At 45.6% G+C, this 23971-nt stretch carries 28 protein-coding genes and 1 riboswitch; of the genes, 20 read left to right on the top strand and 8 right to left on the bottom strand.

The window, feature by feature from the left end; all coding sequences use genetic code 11:
• Positions 1-15: 15 nt before the first annotated feature.
• Genes pduC through pduA form a run of 3 tightly spaced genes read right to left on the bottom strand, consistent with a single transcriptional unit; the run spans position 16 to position 2786 of the window.
• Positions 16-1677 (bottom strand): propanediol dehydratase large subunit PduC, encoded by a 1662-nt coding sequence (gene pduC / locus OCU74_RS21010; protein WP_087482612.1) that lies wholly within the window; start codon positions 1675-1677, stop codon positions 16-18.
• A gap of 21 nt (positions 1678-1698) precedes the next feature.
• Complete coding sequence (gene pduB / locus OCU74_RS21005) at positions 1699-2505, bottom strand: propanediol utilization microcompartment protein PduB (RefSeq protein ID WP_087482611.1); 807 nt, start codon at positions 2503-2505, stop codon at positions 1699-1701.
• Positions 2502-2786 (bottom strand): propanediol utilization microcompartment protein PduA, encoded by a 285-nt coding sequence (gene pduA / locus OCU74_RS21000; RefSeq protein ID WP_087482610.1) that lies wholly within the window; start codon positions 2784-2786, stop codon positions 2502-2504. The genes pduB and pduA overlap by 4 nt, the downstream gene beginning before the upstream one ends.
• A 615-nt stretch (positions 2787-3401) precedes the next feature.
• Between pduA and pocR the strand changes: the two genes are divergently transcribed.
• The 18 genes from pocR to OCU74_RS20910 all read left to right on the top strand — a co-directional run bounded on the left by pocR (position 3402) and on the right by OCU74_RS20910 (position 17727).
• Complete coding sequence (pocR, locus tag OCU74_RS20995) at positions 3402-4304, top strand: transcriptional regulator PocR (RefSeq protein WP_087482609.1); 903 nt, start codon at positions 3402-3404, stop codon at positions 4302-4304.
• Between the two features lie 401 nt (positions 4305-4705).
• A riboswitch (cobalamin riboswitch) is annotated at positions 4706-4878 on the top strand.
• A 99-nt stretch (positions 4879-4977) separates the two neighbouring features.
• Positions 4978-5112 (top strand): hypothetical protein, encoded by a 135-nt coding sequence (locus OCU74_RS20990; RefSeq protein WP_261856174.1) that lies wholly within the window; start codon positions 4978-4980, stop codon positions 5110-5112.
• Positions 5109-5744 carry a cobalt-precorrin-8 methylmutase gene (locus tag OCU74_RS20985; RefSeq protein ID WP_087482608.1) on the top strand — a complete coding sequence of 212 codons (636 nt, stop codon included), beginning with the start codon at positions 5109-5111 and terminating at the stop codon, positions 5742-5744. Before OCU74_RS20990 ends, OCU74_RS20985 begins: the two co-directional genes overlap by 4 nt.
• Positions 5741-6877 (top strand): cobalt-precorrin-5B (C(1))-methyltransferase CbiD, encoded by a 1137-nt coding sequence (gene cbiD, locus OCU74_RS20980; RefSeq protein WP_087482607.1) that lies wholly within the window; start codon positions 5741-5743, stop codon positions 6875-6877. The genes OCU74_RS20985 and cbiD overlap by 4 nt, the downstream gene beginning before the upstream one ends.
• Positions 6874-7494 (top strand): cobalt-precorrin-7 (C(5))-methyltransferase, encoded by a 621-nt coding sequence (locus tag OCU74_RS20975; protein WP_087482606.1) that lies wholly within the window; start codon positions 6874-6876, stop codon positions 7492-7494. Before cbiD ends, OCU74_RS20975 begins: the two co-directional genes overlap by 4 nt.
• Positions 7481-8050 carry a decarboxylating cobalt-precorrin-6B (C(15))-methyltransferase gene (locus tag OCU74_RS20970; protein ID WP_087482605.1) on the top strand — a complete coding sequence of 190 codons (570 nt, stop codon included), beginning with the start codon at positions 7481-7483 and terminating at the stop codon, positions 8048-8050. Before OCU74_RS20975 ends, OCU74_RS20970 begins: the two co-directional genes overlap by 14 nt.
• The gene (locus tag OCU74_RS20965; protein ID WP_087482604.1) at positions 8050-8814 is read left to right on the top strand and encodes a cobalt-precorrin-4 methyltransferase; all 765 of its coding nucleotides are present in this window, start codon (positions 8050-8052) and stop codon (positions 8812-8814) included. Before OCU74_RS20970 ends, OCU74_RS20965 begins: the two co-directional genes overlap by 1 nt.
• Positions 8801-9871, top strand: a complete 1071-nt coding sequence (locus tag OCU74_RS20960) for a cobalt-precorrin 5A hydrolase (protein WP_087482603.1) — start codon at positions 8801-8803, stop codon at positions 9869-9871. Before OCU74_RS20965 ends, OCU74_RS20960 begins: the two co-directional genes overlap by 14 nt.
• Positions 9871-10596 (top strand): precorrin-3B C(17)-methyltransferase, encoded by a 726-nt coding sequence (locus OCU74_RS20955; RefSeq protein ID WP_087482602.1) that lies wholly within the window; start codon positions 9871-9873, stop codon positions 10594-10596. Before OCU74_RS20960 ends, OCU74_RS20955 begins: the two co-directional genes overlap by 1 nt.
• Positions 10593-11393 carry a precorrin-6A reductase gene (gene cobK, locus OCU74_RS20950; protein WP_087482601.1) on the top strand — a complete coding sequence of 267 codons (801 nt, stop codon included), beginning with the start codon at positions 10593-10595 and terminating at the stop codon, positions 11391-11393. The genes OCU74_RS20955 and cobK overlap by 4 nt, the downstream gene beginning before the upstream one ends.
• A complete protein-coding gene (gene cbiK / locus OCU74_RS20945) occupies positions 11390-12181 on the top strand; it encodes a sirohydrochlorin cobaltochelatase (protein WP_087482600.1) in 792 nt (263 codons plus the stop codon). The genes cobK and cbiK overlap by 4 nt, the downstream gene beginning before the upstream one ends.
• On the top strand, positions 12178-12897 hold the full coding sequence (locus OCU74_RS20940) for a cobalt-factor II C(20)-methyltransferase (protein ID WP_087482599.1): 720 nt from the start codon (positions 12178-12180) through the stop codon (positions 12895-12897). Before cbiK ends, OCU74_RS20940 begins: the two co-directional genes overlap by 4 nt.
• A 49-nt stretch (positions 12898-12946) precedes the next feature.
• A complete protein-coding gene (locus OCU74_RS20935; protein ID WP_234993633.1) occupies positions 12947-13687 on the top strand; it encodes an energy-coupling factor ABC transporter permease in 741 nt (246 codons plus the stop codon).
• A gap of 11 nt (positions 13688-13698) precedes the next feature.
• A complete protein-coding gene (locus tag OCU74_RS20930; RefSeq protein WP_087482670.1) occupies positions 13699-13980 on the top strand; it encodes an energy-coupling factor ABC transporter substrate-binding protein in 282 nt (93 codons plus the stop codon).
• Entirely contained in the window at positions 13967-14644 is a 678-nt protein-coding gene (gene cbiQ / locus OCU74_RS20925; RefSeq protein WP_087482598.1) for a cobalt ECF transporter T component CbiQ, read from the top strand. Before OCU74_RS20930 ends, cbiQ begins: the two co-directional genes overlap by 14 nt.
• A complete protein-coding gene (locus tag OCU74_RS20920; protein WP_087482597.1) occupies positions 14641-15468 on the top strand; it encodes an ATP-binding cassette domain-containing protein in 828 nt (275 codons plus the stop codon). The genes cbiQ and OCU74_RS20920 overlap by 4 nt, the downstream gene beginning before the upstream one ends.
• A gap of 57 nt (positions 15469-15525) precedes the next feature.
• The gene (cobT, locus tag OCU74_RS20915; RefSeq protein WP_200807783.1) at positions 15526-16587 is read left to right on the top strand and encodes a nicotinate-nucleotide--dimethylbenzimidazole phosphoribosyltransferase; all 1062 of its coding nucleotides are present in this window, start codon (positions 15526-15528) and stop codon (positions 16585-16587) included.
• Positions 16588-17124: 537 nt separating this feature from the next.
• Positions 17125-17727, top strand: coding sequence for a DUF4823 domain-containing protein (locus OCU74_RS20910; protein WP_087482596.1), 603 nt, complete (start codon positions 17125-17127; stop codon positions 17725-17727).
• An 81-nt stretch (positions 17728-17808) separates the two neighbouring features.
• On the opposite strand, the gene OCU74_RS20905 is transcribed toward OCU74_RS20910, so the two are convergent.
• Positions 17809-18054 (bottom strand): DUF6506 family protein, encoded by a 246-nt coding sequence (locus OCU74_RS20905; protein ID WP_087482595.1) that lies wholly within the window; start codon positions 18052-18054, stop codon positions 17809-17811.
• Positions 18055-18249: 195 nt separating this feature from the next.
• Positions 18250-19212 (bottom strand): transposase, encoded by a 963-nt coding sequence (locus tag OCU74_RS20900; RefSeq protein ID WP_087482594.1) that lies wholly within the window; start codon positions 19210-19212, stop codon positions 18250-18252.
• Between the two features lie 318 nt (positions 19213-19530).
• On the opposite strand from OCU74_RS20900, the gene OCU74_RS20895 reads away from it, so the two are divergent.
• Positions 19531-20520, top strand: a complete 990-nt coding sequence (locus tag OCU74_RS20895) for a trypsin-like serine peptidase (RefSeq protein ID WP_159457473.1) — start codon at positions 19531-19533, stop codon at positions 20518-20520.
• A gap of 435 nt (positions 20521-20955) precedes the next feature.
• Here the strand turns inward: OCU74_RS20895 and OCU74_RS20890 are convergent, their stop codons facing one another.
• The 3 genes from OCU74_RS20890 to OCU74_RS20880 all read right to left on the bottom strand — a co-directional run bounded on the left by OCU74_RS20890 (position 20956) and on the right by OCU74_RS20880 (position 23057).
• Positions 20956-21636 carry a hypothetical protein gene (locus OCU74_RS20890; protein ID WP_087482592.1) on the bottom strand — a complete coding sequence of 227 codons (681 nt, stop codon included), beginning with the start codon at positions 21634-21636 and terminating at the stop codon, positions 20956-20958.
• A gap of 205 nt (positions 21637-21841) precedes the next feature.
• Complete coding sequence (locus OCU74_RS20885) at positions 21842-22555, bottom strand: ArsR/SmtB family transcription factor (protein ID WP_234993632.1); 714 nt, start codon at positions 22553-22555, stop codon at positions 21842-21844.
• Positions 22556-22751: 196 nt separating this feature from the next.
• Positions 22752-23057: an antibiotic biosynthesis monooxygenase family protein gene (locus tag OCU74_RS20880; protein WP_087482591.1), complete on the bottom strand. Its 306-nt coding sequence runs from the start codon at positions 23055-23057 to the stop codon at positions 22752-22754.
• A gap of 289 nt (positions 23058-23346) precedes the next feature.
• On the opposite strand from OCU74_RS20880, the gene OCU74_RS20875 reads away from it, so the two are divergent.
• On the top strand, positions 23347-23967 hold the full coding sequence (locus OCU74_RS20875) for a class I SAM-dependent DNA methyltransferase (RefSeq protein WP_087482590.1): 621 nt from the start codon (positions 23347-23349) through the stop codon (positions 23965-23967).
• Positions 23968-23971 lie beyond the last annotated feature (4 nt).

Below are 23971 nucleotides of genomic sequence, written 5' to 3'. Positions count from 1 at the left end.
CTTTCGCCTTCCTTCTCAAAGATCTTTCGGGTCAAGGGCATTCGGGATATTTTTAATTTCATCCCAGCGTTCACCCTGTAAACGATATCCTGTTGCTGGACCGGCATAGTCGTTGACATCGTTGATTGCGGAAAGCACCTGACCATCGCCGATGATGATGGCGGATGTATGCAAATAGTCACCGGAAATCTTGGCTTTCTGAATATCGAGCATATCCTGAGCGATATCTTCGAATCCGCCTTTTGCCAGCGCTTTGACAACATCCAGTCCACTCAGACTACGTTCGATCACTTCCTGAGCTGCTTTGATGTCTTCAACGATGTTGCGTTCCGGCATATCCTGAGAACCGTGGGCATAAGTCGCAGCAGTGACTTCTTCATCGGTGATTTCCGGGAAACCTAATCCGGCAAATACGGCCTGCATTGCACGGGCTGCTTTGTTACGGACGGCAATCACGTCTTCTTCACGCACCGGGCGAAGGCCGCCATCGACTTTCAGGTCCCGCTGGATGATGTTGTAGTCATCGAAGTCTTCGGCATCTTCGTTGGAACCGGCGAACATGTTGTCGTAGTTCGGGGTTGCCGAGTAACCGGAGGAGATAAAGTCCGTACCGGGCAAGAACTGCATCAAAAGACGTGCGGTACGGCGCATGTCCGAGTGGGTGAATGTCTGGTCGTTACTGGATGCACATTCAAGATCGAGCGCTGCACAGATCAGGTTCTCCGCCAGTACGGCACGAATACCTGAAGGCACTGCTGAAGGAACGCCGATACAACTGACCGAACCATTTTGCAGCCCTTGAACACCCGCAGCTTTGGTGATGTAAATACACCGTGCTTCCAGATACAGCATCGATTTACCTTCGGCATAACCCATCTGAACCTCAGAGCCGGAACCGGAAGTAAAGCGCATTTTCAGACCACGTGACGCATAAGACGAGGCCAGAAATCCTTTCGACCAGGGTGTATCGTCACCATCGGTAAAGACGGGTTCTGTCCCATAAACCGAAATGGTTTCGGCATAGCAGGTGTGACCCAGCATTCCCAGTTTCAGCTCGGTGGCTTCTTCCAGAGAGCATTGAGTTAATACGCCCGGACGGCCGACCTGCGAACCGATCAGCAGAGCAATCGCATTAAATGGTGCGTAGCGGGCGACGGCGACAGTTGTCTCCTGTTCATCAAAACCACGGAAGGCACCTTCAGCAGCATCGGCTGCAATCTGGACCGGATTATCGCGGACATTGGTGACGTGGGCTTGTTGTGATGGTGTACGGCGGGCGCGCATTTTCTGCATTGCCATCATCATTTCCACCACGTTCATCTGTGACATGACTTCAACGATTTTTGCCGGTGTCATTGCTGTGGTGAGTGGAATGATTTCATCTCGTTTGACATTCGGGTCGCAGAGCATATTGGCGACTTTGACGGAGTCCATCTGCATCGCTTTTTCTGCGTTGTCGATGTTAATGCCGTAACGAGCAATGTAAAAATCAATTAAATCAAATTCGGATTCGGGTTTACCATCCAGTTCGACAACTTTGCCGTTGACGATTTTGATTGATGGTTTCGGATCGTTAGGGCTTTCCATTGCAATAAAGCCTTCTTCGACCCATTCTTTTACGAATCCGTCCTGGTTAACCGGGCGTTTTGCCAGTGCTTCAAATCTTTTTGAACGCATGAACCAACCTCGTTAATTTGATCAGATGTAAGACGGACGATCGTTGACTGGGTCGTCACCCATTGTTGCCAGTAGTGTTTTGCCGATTTCACGGGCAGAAATCACTGCCTGACGGACTGCGCCGGAGTCACCGGAGACCACCAGAATCGCTTCGTTACTGAAGCTGGTGCCGTTTGCCGGTGTGCTGTAGGCGACGACATCCACATTGGCTGATTTCACGGCCGTATCTGCCATCAGAACCCCGATTGATGCAGGCGCTCCGACGATTACCCCACAGGCTTTCCCCAGTGGTGCACCGAATGCTTTTTCAAGGGCATAACTTGCCCGGGCGCTGTACTGCAACTCAATATGGCCGGCTTCGTTGGCATAAACGTCACCAAAGGTCCGGTCCAGCTCTTTCAGAGCAACTTCAATGGCCCGGCGGACGTCGGAGACATCGTCACCGCCAAATACGATTAACGAACCATGACCGGCGCCGCCTTTGGTGTCTCGCGGTAGTTCAATCGAGACGACTTCGGTATTGGTGCCTTTCACTGCTTCATCGGCAGCCATAATGTGTGGTCCGGCCCCGGTGCGTGCTCCCAGAATACCGATAGAGCGATAGCGTTTTTCGAGCTTCATTGCTTCCAGTAACGCGCTGTCCACATTCGCTATGACTAACCCGATTGTGTCGCCAATCGCAGTACCGACAAACTCAGTGAGACCACATGTTTTCTGCTTCATTGTTGTGCCTCGTTCTTCTTTGATTGAAGGTGAGCCAGGTGATTGCTCCTTAACTCTGGCCATCACCTGATCCATGATTTTGTCAACTAGTGGGTTGTCACTCATTCGCTAAGTCCTTTTGGGAGGATTTTCTCAACGTCAGTATGAGGACGCGGAATGACATGCGTTGCGACGACTTCACCGACATTGGCAGCAGAAGATGCACCGGCATCTGTTGCCGCTTTGACCGCGCCGACATCACCACGAACAACAACAGTGACCAGACCTGAGCCAATCTTTTCGTAGCCGACCAGCATGACGTTTGCGGATTTGACCATGGTATCTGCGGCTTCAATGGCAGCAGTTAATCCACGGGTTTCTACCATTCCAAGAGCTTCTTGTTGCATATATATACCTCGTAGTATTTTCACAATGTTGCCTCGGGATATTAGAAAATGCGGCGGGTAAATAATGGTGTAGTTTTGGTTGTTGTCTGGATATTTATGGCGAGGCTATGTGAAAAAATTGCGCTATATCGAAGTGATGATGTAAGTCCTGACAGCGTTTGGTGAAATGAATGAAGTGGTAAAAAATTGTCCGAAGCAAAAATTTATTATTATTTCATTTCGTGATGCAGAGCAAACAGGAGAGATCAAATAACTAAATTTCATCAAGCGGGCAAGATCATTCTATTTTATTTTCTAATCAGCCATTTCCGGGGAATCTTCTGGTTTTTGGGGAAACTTCTGATTATCGGGATATTTTTATTAATTACTCTGATACAGATAGTTATTTTAACAACTTGTTAATTCTGTATATATATAATTAACATTATAACCGTATTATTTATTGATGAATCTATTCTAAATATGGCTAATTGATCACTTAATTATTTGTCTATTAATGTTAAAACAGTTTTTATTCCATTTTTACCGTAGAACCAAGGTTATTCAGGTATAGCCGTATGAGTGTGGTTAGGATAAAACAGGTATGGTTAGGATAAAATAATAGAGAAGGTAGTGATGGCTTCGATGACCGCGTTAGATTCAGCATTAATCAGAAAAATCGCTTCAGATTTTGCTCAGGCAACAGGATTGGCCGTCGTGGTTGTCAATATTCATGGAGAAGAAATCTCTGAGCGGTTTAATTTCTCGATGTTTTGCAAGAAGATCAGAGAAAACCCCGAGCTTTATCATCAGTGTATGCTCAGTGATAAAAGAGGCGGACTCAGGGCATCCGCTGATAACAAACCTTGTGTTTACCGGTGTCATACCGGCTTAACTGATTTCTCTATCCCTTTGATTGTTGAAGGACATCTGGTTGGTTTTGTGCTTTGTGGGCAGGTTCGTCTGGAACAGGATGAAGCCGATTCGCTGGAAGGGATTTCCCCGATACAGCAAGGGTGGTTCAAAAATGAAGAGCTGAGAAATTTTTATGAAGATGTTCCCGTCGTTGACTACCAGAAAGTATTGGCATCTGCCGAATTGTTGCAACTGATCGTCGATAACTGTATTCGCCAGCACATCAATCTTGTCGTAATTGATGATACGGATATGGGAACTCAGAAAACTTTTACTTCACATAGCAATGACCATAAGATCAAAAAAGCGCTGCGTTTCATCGAACATCATTTCAGCGACGACATCAAGCTGGAAGATGTTGCCTCTCATGTTTATTTAAGTCCCTATTATTTCTCTAAATTATTCAAGAAGCACCTAGGTGTCGGGTTTAATGCTTATCTGAATAATTATCGTATTATGCAGGCTAAAAAAATGCTGAAAAGCAGCGGGATTCCCGTCGCGACTATTGCAAAGAATCTGGGCTTTTCGCAAACCAGTTATTTCTGTAAAGTCTTCAGAAAAATATGTAGCATGAGTCCTCAGGAATATCGGGAAAAGAACTATCAGGAAAGTATTAACGTATAACTTAGCTTGTCATATTCATTCCTGCTATGGATTGGTAAAATTTCCACCGTTTTAAATGTAGCCGATGGCTTTTGGGATGATTTACCGCGATAGGATATTTAGTGATCTACTTCTATTTTTATATTCATAATAATTAAATTGTCAGAGTTAACAAAACCGGATAAAGATGCATGACAATAATTTATCATGAGCATTTTTATTATTTGAATATAAATTGATGATTATCAATGAAATCTGAACATAGTATGGCAATTTATTACCATTGAACGTAAAAATAAACATGAAATCGATATGGAGTGAGCCAGAATTTATCGATAAAAGTTTTATAGTCGTTTTATTACCCGTTTTATAGTGTGGTGTCTATCAGTGTGTAAACACCGTAAATACTGAAACGTTGACCGAAAAACATACGTTGCTTTGATGTATATCCCACAGGGATTCGGAAGTGAGGTGAAAATCCTCCACAGCCCCCGCTGCTGTAATGCTGACAACCTGATCAATCCACTGTGAAAACGGGAAGGGATCAGGAAGGTTGAAGCTAAGTCAGAAGACGAGTCAAAGCAATCCCGGAAACTCCTTCGGTGGGAAGCGAGTAAGGTGCTGTCGCCAAAGATTACTGGGGACAGTTGCTTTCTACCCGCAATTCACCGGAACAATGAGTGATTGATGGCATATGAAAGTAATTCTGAACACACTGGCAAATAGCGGCGAATGTACGCCGGAATGCCAGACCATTCTTTCTCCCCTTGAGCCACACGAAGTGCTTTCCTGTATTCATCTGTCATTGACCACAGGGAGCAAATCATGAGCTTTATCCAGCAGCCGCAACAAATAGAATCCACCAGTTTCGACATCATCGATCAGATCATTTCCTCTGAGTTTCCGGATTATCGTTTTCACAATGCTCTGGAGAAGAAAATTATCACCCGGGCGATTCATACTACTGCCGACTTTGACTGGCTGGAGATCCTGAAATTTTCTCCGACAGTTCTGGAACAATTACAGGCACAGATTGCTGCCGGGTGCATTTTTTACACGGATACCACCATGGCACTTTCCGGTATGAATAAATCCTTATTACACCAGTTTGGCTGTGAAGTGCGCTGTCATATTGCAGATGTTGATGTCGCTGCAACAGCAAAAGCACAGGGGAAAACCCGTTCAATGGTGGCGGTAGAAAAAGCGTTGTCTGAAACGGGGAATGCGGTTTTTGTGTTTGGTAATGCACCGACGGCGCTGTTCCAACTATTGCAGAGTGCCGGAGACATACGCCCGGTAACCATCGGTGTTCCGGTCGGTTTTGTCGGGGCGACTGAGTCTAAACAGGCATTGTATGAAAGTGACTTTCCTTTTATTACCGCTTTAGGTCGTAAAGGTGGCAGTAATGTGGCGGCAGCGATTGTGAATGCCGTGTTGTATGACATGCGGGAGGAACGATGACGGAATCGGTCCTGCAAGAGGTTGTCTGGCACCGGGGAAAAGCATACCGCAAAGGCTATACCACCGGATCATGTGCGACTGCGGCTGCAAAGGTTGCGGCGTTGATGGTTATGCGCCAACAGTTAATCCATCAGGTCTCAATTGTCACACCTTCCGGAGTGCCGTTGCATCTGAGTGTCGAAGATGCATCAGTGCTTGCCTCTCAGGCAGTTGCGGCGATTCGTAAAGATGGTGGTGATGATGTCGATGCAACTCACGGCATGCTGATTTATGCCCGTGTGACTCTCGGCACTGGTACATCGATTGATATTGTTGGCGGCGAGGGTGTTGGTACCGTGACCCGGAAAGGGATCGGACTGCCTGTCGGTGCTGCTGCGATCAATAAAACACCCCGTCATACCATTGAGCAGGAAGTCCGGGAAGTCATCGGGCCGAATCAGGGCGCGATTGTTGAGATTTTTGCTCCGGAAGGTATTGAGCGGGCAAAGAAAACCTACAATGCAAGGCTGGGGATTGAAAACGGCATTTCGATTATCGGAACATCCGGCATTGTAACACCCATGTCAGAGGAGAGCTGGAAACGTTCTCTGGCAATTGAACTGGAACAGAAAAAAGCTCAGGGTCATGACAGCATCATTCTGGTTCCGGGAAACCATGGTGAGCGTTTTGTCCGCCAGCAATTGAATATTGAACACGATATTGTGGTGACGATGAGTAATTTCGTTGGCTACATGCTTCAGGAAGCCAATCGGCTTGAGTTTCAGCATGTTTTGCTGGTGGGACATATCGGCAAGCTGATTAAGATTGCTGCCGGGGTTTTTCATACCCATTCTCACATTGCAGATGCGCGACTTGAAACGTTGGTAACGCATCTGGCCTTACTGGGGGCACCAAATACCTTGCTTCAGCAAGTTTATGCCTGTCTGACAACCGAAGAGGCACTGGAGCTGATTGAACAGCAGGGTTATCAGGCAGTGTATACCGCACTGGCTCACCGGATCTGTACCAGAATCCACGACATGCTGAAATATGCCAGTCACCAGTTCCGCTGTGATGTGGTGCTTTTTTCTTATGACAATGACGTGCTTGGCAGTAACCGCCCGGTCGAAGAGATTGTGAGGGACTATCAATGATTTATGTTGTAGGCACCGGCCCCGGTAAGGATGACATGATGACTATCGCGGCCCGGCAACTGATAGATAAAGCTGAAATTCTGGTCGGCTGGCCGAGGTTGTTGAGTCTGTTTCCTGATTTTCAGGGCGAACGGGTTGAAATGCCCGGAAATATCGACCAGACCATGCAATATCTGGCGCGCTGCTTATCGCGGGATGTTGTCGTACTGGCTTCGGGTGATCCGATGCTGTTCGGGATCGGCAAACGTATCTGTCAGCATTTTCAGCCACACGAAAGACAAGTTGTGCCCGGTATCAGTTCCATCCAGATGTTGTTTTCTGAAGTCGGGCTGGACATGAACAATCTGTATATCTCCAGCAGTCATGGCAAATTGCCGGACTTCGATTTTCTGTTTGCTCACGACAAAGTGGCATTGGTTACGGACAAGCATCTGGGGCCGTTTGAAATCGCTCAGCAGGCCAGGCTGCGTCAACTGGAGCGCACTTTCATTATCGGAGAGAACCTTGGCTATTCAGAGCAACGAATCTGGATGCTTCAGGCGGATCAGGTGCAACGTTCCTATGACATGAACGTCGTAGTGGTACTGAATGAGAGAGGCAGTGATGAAAGACAGTGAATTTCTGAGGGCAGATAAAGTACCGATGACCAAGCAGGAGGTTCGTTCGGTGGTTCTTGACCGGCTGGAACTTAACCATGCCCGGTGTTTTGTCGATGTTGGTGCGGGGACAGGCAGTGTAGCGATTGAAGCGGCACTACGTTTTCCTGATCTGAAAGTTGCTGCGATTGAGAAAAATACTCATGCGATTGCGATTATGCGCCAGAACATGACGCGACATGAAGTTGAACATATTGAATTGGTTCAGGATATTGCGCCTTGTGACATGGTTCTTAGCGAAGCCGATGCAATTTTTGTCGGAGGAAGTGGCGGCAATCTCAGCGAGATTATTGACTGGGCACTGAATCATCTGGCGGACGGCGGACGGCTGGTGATGACTTTCATTTTGCAGGGCAATCTTCATCAGGCGCTCGGCCATCTCGGAAACTGTCCGGTACGGGATCTGGATTGTACGCAGATTATGGTTTCACCGCTGACCCGCCTGGGCAGCAGTTATTACTTTAAACCGAACAACCCGACGTTTGTGATTTCATGCATTAAGGGGAGAAATGAATAATGGAAGTGGTGGACAAAAGCAAAGTCTATTTTGTCGGTGCCGGGCCCGGTGATCCGGAACTGATTACACTAAAAGGATACCGCATCCTGCAGCAGGCTGATGTGGTGATCTATGCCGGTTCTCTGATCAATCCGGAACTGCTCAATTACTGCAAGCCGGAAGCAGAATGCCATGACAGTGCTTATTTGCATTTACAGCAGATCATTCAACTGATGGTTGACGGAATTCATAACGATAAGCTGGTCGTGAGGTTGCAAACCGGGGATCTATCTTTGTATGGCTCGGTGCGTGAGCAGGGAGAAGAACTGGCAAAGCAGGAGATCGGTTTTCGCTGTATTGCCGGGGTTTCTTCTTTTCTTGGCGCGGCAGCCGAACTTGGGGCTGAATACACGGTGCCTGAAGTTTCGCAAAGTCTCATTATTACCCGAATGGCTGGTCGGACTCCGACGCCTGAGCTGGAATCACTGGAACTGTTTGCCCGCCATCAGACTTCGATGGCAATTTTCTTATCGGTGAAAGGGATTGCGGCGGTTGTCGATAAACTCGTAACCGGCGGCTACCCGACCGATACGCCAGTTTCCGTGGTTTATAAAGCGACCTGGCCCGATTGTCAGGTTGTCAAAGGTACACTTGCCGATATCGCCCGGAAAGTGACGGATGCAGGGATTCAAAAAACAGCATTGATCTTGGTTGGCCGTTTTCTGGGGGAAGAGTATCACTACTCCAAACTCTATGATGCGGAGTTTTGCCATGAATACCGTTAACTGTGAATCGGTATCTCTGTTTACGCTGACGCCGGGAGGACAATCCGTCGCAGACCGGCTGCGTCAGGTTTTGCCAATGGAGTGTTACTGCGCCGAGAAATATGTGCAGGAAGGATATACTCCTTTTCATGGCAGTTTAAAGCTGACGGTTGCAGAAGCATTTTTGCGTGATAGCGCCATTATTTTCATCGGTGCCTGTGGTATTGCCGTCAGAATGATAGCTCCGTTACTCAAAGATAAACTGACTGACCCGGCTGTACTGGTGATCGATGAGAAAGGGCAGTATGTAATCAGTTTACTGTCGGGTCATATCGGTGGAGCGAATGAACTGGCCCGGTATGTTTCCGGGGTGATTGGTGCTCAGCCGGTCATTTCTACGGCAACCGACGTGAATCAGAAATGTTCTTTTGATCTGCTTGCCAAACAGATCAGTGCTGAAAGTGAAAATTTCCGGGAAGCAACCAAAACCGTTAATCAGTTGTTGGTGAGTGGTCATCCGGTTGGTATTCATATTGACCCATGGCTGGAAAAGACGATCGGTTTTGATATCCACCATTTTGATATCCGCGGGTTAACCGTGGTGGCAGAAGATGAAGTGGAGCATCACCAGTTATCTGCTCTGATTGATGTCTCGATGCAGAAAGAACGGCCCCGCTGGCCGGTTCCCAGCTTTCAGTTGATCCCCAAGCGACTTGTCGCCGGAATCGGATGCCGGAAAGGCGTCTCATCACAACAGTTACTGACACTGTTTGAGCAACAGATACAAGAGCTCAATATCCATCCGCTTGCTCTGGTTGTGGTTGGCAGCATTGATATCAAGCGCGATGAACCTGCCATTTTGCATCTGACCAAACACTTTCAGGTGCCATTCAAACTTTTTAGCGCAGCTGCGTTAAGTACGTGTTCTGACCAGTTTCCTCAATCGGAATTCGTGCAAAAAACCGTGGGTGTCGGATGTGTTTCTCAACCGGCAGCCTGGCTGCTCAGTCACGGTTGTCTGCTGGGAGAAACCGTCAGACAACAAGGAATAACCCTGACTTATGGAGTCATCAAGTAATGCTATATGTCGTAGGAATTGGTCCCGGTGGTATCGATATGATGACAGCTCAGGCCCGGGAGGCAATTGAAGCCGCCGATGTCATCGTCGGATATAAAACGTATACCCATCTTGTGAAAGCACTGGTCGGAGATAAACCGGTGATCAAAACCGGGATGTGTAAAGAGATCGAACGGTGTCAGGCTGCACTGGAAATGGCCCAGTCCGGTAAAACTGTTGCGCTGATTAGTAGTGGTGATGCTGGTATTTATGGCATGGCCGGACTGATTCTGGAGATGGTCACGAAGCAGGAATGGCATGTGGAAGTCAAAGTTGTTCCGGGAATGACGGCCAGTATTGCATCCGGTGCGGCATTGGGTGCACCGCTAATGCATGACTTTTGCCATATCAGTCTGAGTGACCTGCTGACACCGTGGCCGGTGATCGAGAAGCGCATTACCGCAGCGGCTGAAGCTGATTTCGTGATCTGCTTTTATAACCCGCGCAGTCGTGGCCGGGAAGGGCATTTGCGCCATGCTTTCGAACTGATGTCTCCTTATAAAAAACCGGATACGCCGGTTGGTATTGTCAAAGAGGCCGGACGGCGCAAAGAAACCAAGTGGTTAACAACGATTGAGTCGATGGATTTTGAGCTGGTGGATATGCGGACGATGGTCATTGTCGGCAATCAGTCCACCTACGTGGAACAGGGCATGATGATTACTCCGAGAGGGTATACGTTGTGAGTCCGAACCATGTGCTGGTCTTTGGCGGAACATCGGATGCCGTGGAAATCTGCCGGATGCTGGAGCAATACCATATCCGTTATACGCTGTCGGTTGCGACTCCGGAAGGTGAAGCTGCTGCCCAATCGCTTACCGCGCCTGTTATTCAGGGAAGAATGGATAGCGAAACGATGTGTGCATGGATCGTGGAGCATCGGGTTGATTGTGTGATTGATGCGGCTCATCCGTATGCGCAGATATTGCGTGAAACCATCGTGAACGCAGGTATGAATAGCGCATGTCCGGTGATTCGTTATGAGCGTCCGGCTCTGCATGATTTTATTGAACATCCGCTGGTCATCAGAGTTGGCAGTATTGCAAAGGCCTGTCAGCGCATTCTGCCTGAGCAGCAGAAGATTCTGCTGACCACCGGCAGCAAAGATCTGGCACTTTTCAGCCGGTTACTCACTGATAAAACCTTGTATGCGCGAGTACTGCCGACATCCGGTGTTGTGGCTGAATGTGAGTCTCTGGGACTTGGCAGTGACCAGATTATTGCAATGAAAGGCCCATTTTCTGCGGCAATGAATCACGCCTTATACGACACCATTCAGCCCGATGTAGTGATTACTAAAGAGTCCGGTCAGGCGGGTGGATTTGCTGAAAAAGTGGCGCCGTGTATCGAACTCGGGATGACCTGTATTGTGATTGAACGTCCTCCTCAGCTTTTTGCTGAACACTATGCCCAGACCTTACACAGTGTTGAAGCGTGCGGAGCATTGTTCTATGAGTGGAAACAGAAGGAATGTACTTTATGAAAAAAGCCCTGTTAGTGATTAGTTTCGGAACCAGTTATCCGCAAGCCATGCAGAGAAATATTAAAGTGTGTGAACAGGAACTGGCAGACGCATTCCCCGAGCGGGATTTCTTTCGTGCCTTCACTTCCTCAATGATCATTAAGAAGTTATCTCAGCGGGACAGAATTGAAATCAGTAATCCCCGTCAGGCTCTGGAACGGTTAAAACGCGCCGGATACCGGGATGTACTGATCCAGTCATTACATATTATCAATGGTGACGAGTATGAAAAAATCGTCCGCGAAGTCGAGCATTGCAGAGACTGGTTTGAACGAATCGAAATCGGTGTGCCGTTGCTGAGTAGTTTTGATGACTATAATCGTCTGATTGAGGCTATTGAATATCAGTCTCCTGAACTTGAAGCCGATGAGCGTCTGGTGTTAATGGGACACGGCGCGACTCATCATGCATTTTCTGCCTATGCCTGTCTGGACCATATGATCCGGGAAAATGAACTGCCATTTGTTGTTGGTGCCGTGGAGAGTTATCCGGGAATCGACTCGGTCATTAACCGCCTCAGACAGGAAAATGTCCGTAAAGTCTATTTAATGCCACTGATGCTGGTTGCCGGTGATCACGCGATCAATGACATGGCATCCGATGAACCCGATTCGTGGAAAGTGCTGATCCGGCAGGCAGGTATTGAAGCTGAGCCCATTGTGCAGGGACTGGGAGAAAATCAGCTCATCCGGCAGCTGTTTGTTGATCATCTGGCAGCCACACAACCGGCAGAGGAGCAGGTCGCATGAGTACGGGAAAACTGTTTGCGATTGGCACCGGTCCGGGAGCCAGCGACTTAATCACTGTCCGGGCCGCTAGGATTCTGGGTGAAATTCAGGTGCTGTATGCACCGGCCAGCCGTAAGCAGGGCGATAGTCTGGCATTGTCGATTGTACGCGAGTATCTGAGTGAGCAGGTGCTGATCAAAGAACGTCACTTTCCCATGACGGCAGATGCCGGGGAAAAACGTCAGGCCTGGGATGAAATTGCTGCTGAAATGGCGCAGGACGTGACATCCGGGAAACAGGTCGGTTTTATCACTTTGGGTGACAGTATGCTGTTCAGCACCTGGGTTTTCCTGCTTGAACGTCTTGGGCCGCAGCTTGATATCGAAGTCGTTCCGGGGATTACTTCGTTCGCCGGGATTGCCTCACGGGCACAATTTCCGCTCTGTATGGAGCAGCAATCCATGGCGGTGATGTCGTGTACGGCAGACGAAGAAGTGTTGCGCCGGGCTCTGATCGATCATGAGTGTGTGGTGTTGATGAAAGTTTATGGTCGGTTCGAAAAAATTCGGGCACTCCTTGCCGAACTCGGATTGTTGCAGTGTGCCATTCTGATGGCAAATGCTTCGATGGAAAATGAAATGTATTACCCGGAGCTTGCTGCCATCAAGGCCGGTGAAGCACTTCCTTATTTTTCAACCATTCTGGTGAACAGAAAATATCGTCAACAAAAAGTGTAGTGAACAGAAGATGGCATCAACATTAGACGACAGATAAGGGATCAGACTTATGTTTTATCATCTTTTCCGCAAAAAACTCGGCATATCCATTTGGGCCGCAGCGTTTTTTATGTTTCCCATGAGTGCAAATGCGATGCATATCATGGAAGGATTTCTGCCCCCGGTATGGGCACTGAGCTGGTGGGTATTATTTTTGCCATTTCTGGCGCTGAGCATCAGAAAGCTGAAACACATGGTCGCTAACGATAGCGACAGAAAGATTCTGCTGGCTCTATGTGGTGCATTCATCTTTGTGCTGTCTGCGTTAAAGCTCCCTTCGGTTACCGGCAGCTGTTCTCATCCAACGGGTGTCGGTCTGGCGGTGATTATGTTCGGCTTTATGGCAGTGCCGCTTCTGGGTGGCATCGTGTTGCTGTTTCAGGCGTTGTTGCTGGCTCATGGCGGGCTTTCAACTCTGGGAGCTAACGGGATGTCGATGGCGGTTCTCGGGCCTTTGGTCGGATATCTGATATGGATTGCTGCTAATCGCTTGAGGATCAGAAAGGATGTTGCTGTATTCCTGTGTGCCGCATTTGCTGATCTTGCCACCTACTTCGTGACGTCGGTTCAGCTTGGTCTGGCATTTCCCGATCCGCAACTGGGTATTTTCGCTTCGGTCAGTAAGTTTATGGGTGTTTTCCTTCTGACTCAGGTGCCGATTGCGATTGCGGAAGGATTACTGACCGTGCTGATTTATGAACAAATTACCAAACGGGCTTTGCTTGGTAAAACTCAAGGTGCCCTGAGATGAAGGAAAGCGAGATGAAAAAAAGTCTAGTGATTATCCTGATGGTCTGTCTGTTGGTTGCGATGCCGTTTGTCTTAGGTATTCATGGTGAATTCGGCGGTTCAGACGGTCAGGCGGAATCGGTGATTACCGAAATGGCCCCCGATTATCAGCCGTGGTTCGAGCCGGTATTTGAACCGGCCAGTGGTGAGATTGAGAGCTTGCTGTTCACCTTACAGGGCTCACTTGGTGCTGCGGTTATTTTCTATATTCTCGGTTTTTATCAGGGTCGTCGAAGTCGTCATGCTGATCATTGATAAATATGCCTATCGGAGCCGGTGGGTCAACGTGCCGCCGGTGTATAAAGGATGGCTTTATCTTTTGACACTGATACTGGCGCTGACACTGCCGGTTGTGTATCAGTGGGGGTTGTTTTTCCTGATGGTTTTTCTGACTTGCTTCGGTGGAAGAATCTCACTCCGGCAATACCTTCGCTGGCTGAGCCTGCCAGCCGGATTTCTGCTCTTTAGTGTGACAGCCATGGTGATGACTTATCACCAGCATCCGGATGATTTGCTTATCAGTGTGCCGGTCGCTGATGGGTTTGTGGGTGTCAGCCGTGACTTATGGGGGATCGCCGGAGTAACTTTGTCCCGTTGTCTGTGTTCGATTGCCGCGACGTTCTGTTTTGTCATTTCTACACCCTTTAGTCAGTGTGTCACGATCCTGAAGGCAACCCGATTACCGACAGTACTGATTGAGCAGGTGTTACTGACCTATCGGTTTATTTTTATCTTCATTGAAGAAGCCCACGCAATTTTCAGCGCTCAGACATTGCGTTTTGGTTATATCCATCGCCGTGGTTGGCTGAAGTCTCTGGCATTGCTGGCGGGTATGTTGTTGCAGCGTGTACTGATTCGCCATCAACAGATGAAAGAGTCTCTTTTCGTGAAGTTGTATCAGGGGGAGTTTCCGCAATGACATTATCGGTTCAGGCAGTAGATTTTGTCTATGATGATGGTTCGCAAGTGCTGAATCGGGTGTCGATGAACTTTGCTGATCATGGTGTGGTCGGCGTAGTCGGTGCGAACGGTTGCGGAAAATCGACTCTGTTCAAGATATTGCTCGGATTGTACCGACCGTGTCATGGCGAGGTGCTGTGGCAGGAAAAGGCGCTGGCATACAGCAAAAAATCCCTGATTGAACATCGTCAGCGGGTCACGCTGGTTTTTCAGGAACCGGATCAGCAAATCTTCTATACCGACGTTTTTGACGACATTGCCTTTAGCTTAAGAAACCTGGGCATTGACGAATCAGAAATTACCCGACGTGTCGGACACGCTTTGTCTCTGGTGGACGGGCAAAGTCTTGTCAGTAAGCCGGTTCAGTATCTCAGTTATGGACAGAAAAAACGGGTTGCGATCGCCGGGGCACTGGTACTGGACAGTCAGTATTTACTGTTGGACGAACCAACTGCAGGTCTGGATCCGGTGGGAACCCGGCAGATGAAATCACTGATCCGCTCGTTCGCTTCTCTCGGAAAACACGTTGTGATGTCGAGTCACGATATTAATCTGATTTATGAGTTGTGTGATTACGTTTATGTGATGTCCGGTGGCGAAGTTGTATCAGCAGGGAAACCGGAAAGCGTTTTTCTGGATAAAACATCGATTGAAAATATTGGTCTGGAGCAGCCATGGCTGGTCAGAATGCATCAGGAACTGGGCATGCCTTTATTTCGCAATGAACAGGAAATGAAAGACTGGGGAATTTCATGGATGCCGGGCCAGAAATCAACGGCCTGAGGTTATCTGGAGATATTGTTGTTCCGACACAAATTTTTGACATGCAGGAGGTATCTTGTGAACCCGCAGTTGACCGCTTTGAAAGCATCGATTTTTCCGGTTGATGAAACCATTCGTCAAATGGCACGAGCCCATGTGGATCGCTTATTCAAGCCGGTCGGCAGTTTAGGTCAGCTGGAAGTAATGGCCTGCCAACTGGCCGCAATCTACCGGACGACGGAGTGGAAAACCGGTAAGAAGAAAATTTTTGTCATGGCCGGGGATCATGGTGTTTTTGCTGAAAATGTCGCGGTTACCCCGCAGGAAGTCACAGCAATACAGGCCGTGAATACGGTTCATGGTCTGACTGGTGTGGCAGCTATCAGTCACTCGCTCGGTATTGATGTTGAAATGATTGATGTCGGGATCGATGGGCCGGCCCCCGATGGTGTGACCGATATGAAAGTCGCACAGGGTTGTGGCAATATTTTCAGACAGGCGGCGATGACTTACCAGCAGGCAGAGCAGTTAATTTTAGATACCGCCGAATACGTCAGAAAAACCATTGATACAGAGCAACTCAGTGTGATTGGGATCGGTGAGTTAGGTATTGCCAATACAACACCAGCTGCTGCTATTGTGAGCGTTTTAACCGGGAAAGCACCTCAGGAAGTCGTTGGCTTGGGCGCGAATTTGCCCAGCAGCAGATTACGTCATAAAGAAGCGGTTGTTGCTCAGGCTATTGCTCTTAATCAGCCGGATCGCAATGATCCGATCGATGTGATGGCGAAAGTCGGAGGATTTGATCTGGCCGGAATGAGTGGTGCTATTCTGGGTGCTGCCGCCATGAAAACCCCGGTGGTGCTGGATGGTTTTCTGTCCTATGCATCAGCTATGATCGCTTGTCTGATTGAACCTAACGTATGGGATTATTTGATCCCTTCCCATGTTTCCGCAGAAAAAGGTGCAGCAATCGCACTCGAATATCTCCGCTTAAAACCATTCATCCATATGGAATTACGATTAGGGGAAGGCAGTGGTGCGGCTCTGGCCATGCCATTTATCGATGCAGCTCATGCTATTTATCACCGAATGGGCAAAATGGAAGAAAATGGAATTGACCTGCCGGGACCGGTGTAGTGGTGAAGTTCTGCATTTACATTGTGTGTGCCCAAAATAGGAAATGATATTACTGAAGTTATTTTTATATTGGATAGATGAAGAAGCGAATAAATATAAAGCAATAATTAACTTGTTGCATATTTTGTCTTTTCAATAGCTTATATTTAGATATAAAAAGGCGTCATAGATCAATAAATTCAATAAATTAGTGTGTTGTTTATGAGATGATCATTGCTATTGACTAATTTGCAATTTAAAATACGTTCCTAACAAAAACAATGAATCCCTACTTTGGGACGATATTTATGCTAAGTCATCCTCTGAATACGAAGATATTTAATAAATTTTTGTTGTTCTTTATCTGTAGAGTGATCTATTTTTACTTCTATGGATAGACCTATTTTTTACACATTATCTAAATGTAAGGTTTGCATATAATCTTTAACAAATGGACGATGTTTATATAGAAATGGTTGGGTTCATGGAAATATGAAAAGGATGACTTGATAAATGTTTTTGGAGTGTCTTTATTTTATAGTATTATAAGGTTGTCTCATGATAAAAAAAATTAAAATAATTTTCATATCGATGTCTACATTGTTTGTTTTTGCATGTTCATCAAATAGTTATAACATTGATACCATCAATGGTAAAGTCTTAGATAATAGTTCTAAAATACCATTACAGAGTGTTAGTATCTACTTGGTAAATGGTGGTAGTGGCATGAAAATGACCTATTTATCACCAATAAATTCTGATGAAGTAGCAGAAGGAAGTGATATTTCTGCATTAAGAATTGCCAATGATGAATTATCTAAGTATACATCTCGTGTCACGACTGATAGAAATGTTTTAACTGAAGATAAGGCATTAGAAATAGGGACTATTAATAAAAATGATTATTTAATATATTCACGTGTAGAAAAATGGAGTGATCCACTAGGGATCAACTGTAATGAATATTATTATGATGAAGCGTCTGTTTTGATTTCTATGTATTCATTAAAAGATAAGAAGTTAATAAATACCTCCCGTCTGTCATCAGCAAGTTGCCCTAGTAAGGTAAATGGCATCCCATTGTCTACAGGGTCTCCGGAGAAATTATATGAAATTCTTTTCTCAAAATGGCTTAATGAAAATTTTTCTATAAAAAAATAAATTAATTAGTTTTTAAGCTAGTGTTCAAAATTCAGTGTCATTTCCTTTTGGGTTCAGTTTAAAGAAATGACACTGAATATTTTACGGTATCTGGAACCATCCTAAACAAGCCCGTTTCACCGACCCACCACAGAGTTCAACGGCTTTAATACCTTCTTCAACTAATGAGTCAATTAGCTCGCAAGCTTGTTTATAATTTGAAACGACAATGGTTTTAGATATATTAGAAATAATCAGAATAATCAGAATAATCAGAATAATCAGAATAATCAGAATAATCAGAATAATCAGAATAATCAGGACACGCAGAATAATCAGGACACGCACCTCAGGAATGGATTCGTTCAGAGATTGAAGTCATTCTGTTTTTTCTAAGCCAGTTCTCGAGATGCGTTGTTTTTTGCTCGATTTTATGTCGGGTTATTGAATGATGAAGAGCAGTCTTGCGCGCCGATAAAGATGAATCATCGGCTTGAATGGATGACGGATGTAAGCAACTGAATTGATATTGAATGGTATTGTTCAGGAAATATGAATCCCGAGGATTCTCTGCTTTTTGAGCTGTTGTTTCGCGAGATTAAGCCGTTTAGTCGAGCCAATCCAGAGTCTGGGTTTCTTTTCCAGCTCGGTACAGAGTTTGAAGCATTCCTGCTGAGGCAGAGACAACCGCGTGAGAATATTGGGTAGGCGTTGATTAATATAGCCCCGTTTATCTTCTCTGATTTGTCGCCCGACCCAGTCGACCAATTCGATATAATCCATCAGCCGGAAAGGAATGCCTTGGGATTTATCCTGATGTTCGTAGCCGATGAAGTTCACTAAACCGTGGGTTTCGGTTTTTCCTTGCTCCAGTGAGGTCAGTCGGGCTTTAATTGAAGTGTACTCAGACTGCTCAGGCGTGTCAGCCATGTTTGCTCTGACCGGATTGAGGTCAACATAGGCCATTGCGGCTAACAGGGCTCTCTCATCAAGTAAAGCCTGAGATTTAAACCGCCCTTCCCAGAATCGTCCTTTGCACTGGTCTTCTTTGTTAGCGCGGACGGCAATCTCATAATTGAGCTCTTGCATAAAACAACTGAGGGAATACAGGCGATGACGCCAGGTTTCAATGAGTTGGGTGCAAGAATCATGTTCAGCTTGAGAAGTCAACTGGCCGGCGAGAAAGCGCTGAATGAGTCGGGGGAGTTGATGCTCTTGTCCCCATCGTTCAATGACCTCATGGTCAGAAAGAGAGATAGCCTTCTTTTTACCGATATAGACAACCATATGGTAATGGTTACTCATCACTGCATGAGAGCAGATTCCAATACAGTAAATAGAAGCTAATGTGAAGATACGCGATTCCACCCAGTTACGGCGATGCTCATAGGATTTACCACTATAACTATCGTAACCACATAAAAATGAGCGCCGGACACAGCGGGAGACGATGTGATAGTAGGGCGTGACCTCGGGGCAAATCAGTTGTGAGCGGGCAGTTGTCATGGATACTCTCGGGATGATGAAACGTGCGTCTTATCGTGGTGGACTGAGGCGAGATAGGAAACCGATTCAACAGCTTATTCCGAGTGAGTTCAACTTTGTTAGTCATCAATGATCAGACTGATTGCATAATGATGAGAGATTGATTAGGGCGGGTGTCCGCGTAATGAGTGATGAGATGAATACTGATTTTAAGCTTTCCTGAAATTGAAAACTTAAGCTATTATGCATGTTGTTGATTATTGATGTTTCAACATATCTAGCAGTGGCAGGATGTCAGAACGCTGCTTACTTTCTAATCTGAATCTAAAGGAATACAAAATGAAGTTTAGAATCTTATCCCTCTCAATCATTGGTCTGTGCTCACTGGGTGTTCAGGCCAGTGATTTAGCACTATTTACCGAAATCGCTCAGAAAGCTAACTTTATTGATGGTGTTAATATAGTTGAGCCGCCGGAATTTACCAATGATGATCCGACGTTCAGTGACTCTGTTGTTGACCGGGCAGATGCAATGAGCGCAATTGCCGTTGATCGTGAGGGAAATCAATCCACCGCTGAGATTTCAGCAGAAACACTGCAAGCACTTGAGGACGCAATTAGAACATTTGATGATCTGGGTCTGGATGCCACTTTATTTACTACACCGGAACAGGAATCAACGGTGAAACCTGAAGTGACCGGAGAAGAAGAGGATATTCAGGGGGTGGTCATTGGTAGTGATGATCGAACCCGGATCACTAATACAACTGTTTCACCTTACAACTATATCGGCCACATTTCAGTGGGATGTACTGGTACACTAATTGGTAATAAATATGTACTGACAGCGGGCCACTGTGTGGCAGACGGTCGTGGTAGCTGGTATAAGAATCTGGATTTCGCCGCCGGGCAGAATGGTTCTGCAAAACCTTGGGGAACCACAGGGTGGAAAACTGCGGTCACCACCAAAGCTTGGTTTGATAACCGTAATTCTAATTATGATTATGGGTTAATCGTGTTGCAAAAAGCACCACATGGTGGGTCTTCTGGTTGGGGCGTTTATTCCGGCGGTACTCATTCGGTGACCGGATATCCGGGTGATAAAACACACTGGACGCTGTGGACTGACTCCGGTGCGACCAATACCATTTCTTCTTATCGTGTCTGCTATACGCTGGATACAGCCGGTGGCCAAAGTGGCAGCGGTATCCGGGATAAGAATAACTACGTGCGTGGCATTCATACAACCGGTTCATCTTCCCGTAACTGTGGTACTCGGATGACCAGCTCCGTATACAATACACTGAAACAGTGGATCGCTTCCCATTAATCTTTAATAGGTAGTGATAAGAGAAGAGGCAGGTTTTACTTATGCCGATCAGTGAAGCAGCTCGGTTGAACGCTGCTCGAAGCTGCTGATAAAGGCTCTGAGAATTTAATTTCAGAGCCTTTTCTTTTGTCGTTCCAACTCACTTGCAAGCGTTTCATGTGACTCATGACTGTACTGAATTGGTATAAAAATATACAAAAAGAATTCGGTTGTCGCGAATCCGGATCAGATAAGAGCCGTGCTTGATTCGCTTTCAGTCATCGGGGAACTGATGATTTTCTTGGTTGGGTGAAGCTAATAAGCAGGAGCTAATAAGGACAGGCACTTTAAATCCCTCATCGTATATGTATGCTCAAATAAACCGGGCACACACCTCAATCTCCTTGTAACGGTACATATGGAATTACAATTAGGGGGAAGGATGACGAAAAGTTGCTATCTTTCTGATTCGTTGTACCTTGTTATGGTATCATTACCAACTCTCGTGACCATTTTCTTCTTACCTAGTTTGTTCCAGAAGGTTCTGGAGCCGGTTAAATCATGAAAAGAATAATGTACTTGATGGGTGTATCGCGGGTATTTTCTTTTCAGTTCCGGTAGTAAAAATTGCTGACAGTTTTTACACATATCCAAACGTCCTTGTAACACGTGCGTCATTACTTTATTTTCTTCATCCACGTGTGCTCTGACTGTAACATTTCTTTTATTTAGTGTTCTGACGTAATGCCCTTCAGTATGAGTAAAGAAACGCTCTCTCGGGGTTAATTTCTTTTTCACTGAGCTCCGTGCCTGAGATTTGCGTCCTGCTTTTCTTGTTTTGACCGGATGATCTCGGGCATACATGATATGCCCGCGCAGTGATGTCACATCATTTAAATGTCGAGTTCTCTCTTGTTTATTCACTCCTCTGACAAATTGTATGGGTTGTTTCGATGCTGTATGAAGCTGAAAAACAGTAGAGCGATTATCAATTAAATATTTCATACTTGGTTGGTTGATCGATTCTGGTCTGTGATCGAAGAAACCACGTTTTTGAATCACACCTTCTTTTCTTTCATCGATAGTATGAGTGACCGACTGATGATTGTTTTTTATTCTTTCTACTTTCATATACATGAAATACACTCACTGTGAGTCAACTTGCTTATCTCAGTGAGTATAGATCTCGTTATTATATAAAAACAATCGAAGTGTAACGAAGCATTATTCTGGACTTATTGGGTTGATATTTTTATTTATTGAAATTATGTACATTCATTTCTACAGGCTTAGTATTAGCGACTAATGGTAAACTGAATTATGATAGGAATAACTCCCTGTTTTACTCAGTCTCTAGGCTAAAATATTTTCTAAGAGCACGGTGCCCTTGCTTTGTAATGATGACTTCTCGATATCCGGTGACTCTTTGAATCCAGTTATTTGTTTCAAAAAACTCAAACAGCATCGCTCCAGCATGTCCGCCAAGATGAAACTTTCGTTCACTCCAGTCCAGACATGCACAGCATTTCTTGCGTTTTACTTTCTCATCAAAATGAATACCTAATTGTGTAAATCCCTCTCTGCCAGATTTTGTTAAATTGTTTCCGTCATCGGTAATCCATTGGTTTTTTGATAAAAAATCGTAGATTTGCACCGCGATTTCACCGGCTAGATGGTCGTAGCATGTTCTCGCTTTTAATAACTCTTGTGGTACTTTCTTGCGTGATGGGTGAGTTGTATGAAAAGAAACTCCCATCATATTTTCCAGAAATGAAGCAATGTGTGAACTATAAAGACGAAAATATCGGTGGCGCCCCTGAGATAAACAGGTAATTAGATTTGCTTTTAACAGACGGGATAAATGAGCACTCGTTGTTGATGGGGCGATATCTGCCACCGAACAGAGTTCTGTGGCTGTCCATGCCCGCCCGTCCATCAGTGCACAAAGAATTTTCATCCGTGAGGTGTCGGACATCGCGGCTGCCAGAGTTGCCATTGATAATTCCGGAATATATGTTTCCCATTCTGATGAAACGTCCTTTTGATGATCCAGCATCAGACTTACCAATTCTTGGTTACTGTTTGCGCAACTGTATAGTTATTCGTTATGAGTATCAAGCAATTCGCATAGGGACTATAATTATTGAGTTATGATATTCACACCGTTATTACCAAGAATTGTCCTAAGCCGGGCAAGATCCCCCGGATTATTGTTTAAAATAATATGAATGTTATACATATCTTTTTCTCTTTTATTGGTTGGGACCATATTCTCTGGTTAAGTTGAGAATCCGAATTTTATAAGAAGAAAAAATCGTTTCTTTGCCTTCATTCTGTGCTAGTTGATGCTGGATATTCTGTTTCCATTGCTTGATTGCTTGTTCATGGCTCCACCAAGATAATGAGATAAATTTTTCTGGGTTTGTGGTACTTTGAAATCGTTCAACAGAAATAAAACCATCAATATCGGCGAGCAGAGGCCGTAACTGTTCCGCGAGTTGGAAGTAGCGCATTTTCTTGCCTGGTATGGCTTCTACCTCAAAAAGAACCGCTATCATTATTTTTCCTTCGGTGATGTGACTGATTTACGGACACTATAGCCAAATAGAAAATGGATACTTCGGTGAGTAACGAAATGTGGTGTTTGAGATCATTCGGTCATTAACATGACATACAAGTCAAATCAATTAACAAAATATGTGTCACGAATTTTGCTGGAACGAAATAAACCAAACACACACCTCAATACCACCACAGGCAAATACAACAAACCATATGTATCTTCCCCAAAGGTAAGATATGATGAAAATCCATTCTCTCCAGATTTTTTAAACACAAGGAAGCACCATGAGCCATTATTTTGATTCTGTAGCAAGCTCCTGGGACAGTAACCCGATGAAGGTTGAGCGGTCGAAGGTTACTGCTGAAAGAGTGAAGGAAATTGGTTTTCAGTCGTACGACAGTATTGTTGATTTCGGTAGTGGCACTGGCTTGTTGGGTGTTCAGTTCCGGGATACTTTTACCCATGTTCATCTTGCCGATTCATCGCAGGAAATGCTGAATGTTGCGCAGAAGAAAATTGATGAAGCAGATATCAGTAATATCCATACTCATCAGATAGAGCGTTTGTCAGAGTTAAACTCAAAATATTCAGCAATCGTGACATTAATGACGTTGCATCATATTCCTGATGTGAAGGGATTTTTTGCTGATGCATATGATGTTCTGGAAAGCCGGGGAACGATGATTATTGCCGATCTTTATCAGGAAGATGGTTCATTTCATCAACATCATCCGGAGTTTTCCGGACACAATGGATTTGATATTCCGGAATTGGTCGCCATTGCGGAAAGTTCAGGATTTATCGTACAAAGCACAGAGCAGTATTTCGAGATTCGCAAGAAGAACGATGATGGGGTTGAAGGTGTTTATCCACTGTTCTTGTTGGTGGTAAAAAAATCTGTATAAACAG

Source organism: Vibrio mangrovi (assembly GCF_024346955.1).
In the GTDB taxonomy this organism is placed as follows: Bacteria; Pseudomonadota; Gammaproteobacteria; order Enterobacterales; family Vibrionaceae; genus Vibrio; species Vibrio mangrovi.
The sequence above is the reverse complement of the archived record's forward strand: the minus strand, read 5'-3'. Positions and strand labels throughout refer to the sequence as shown.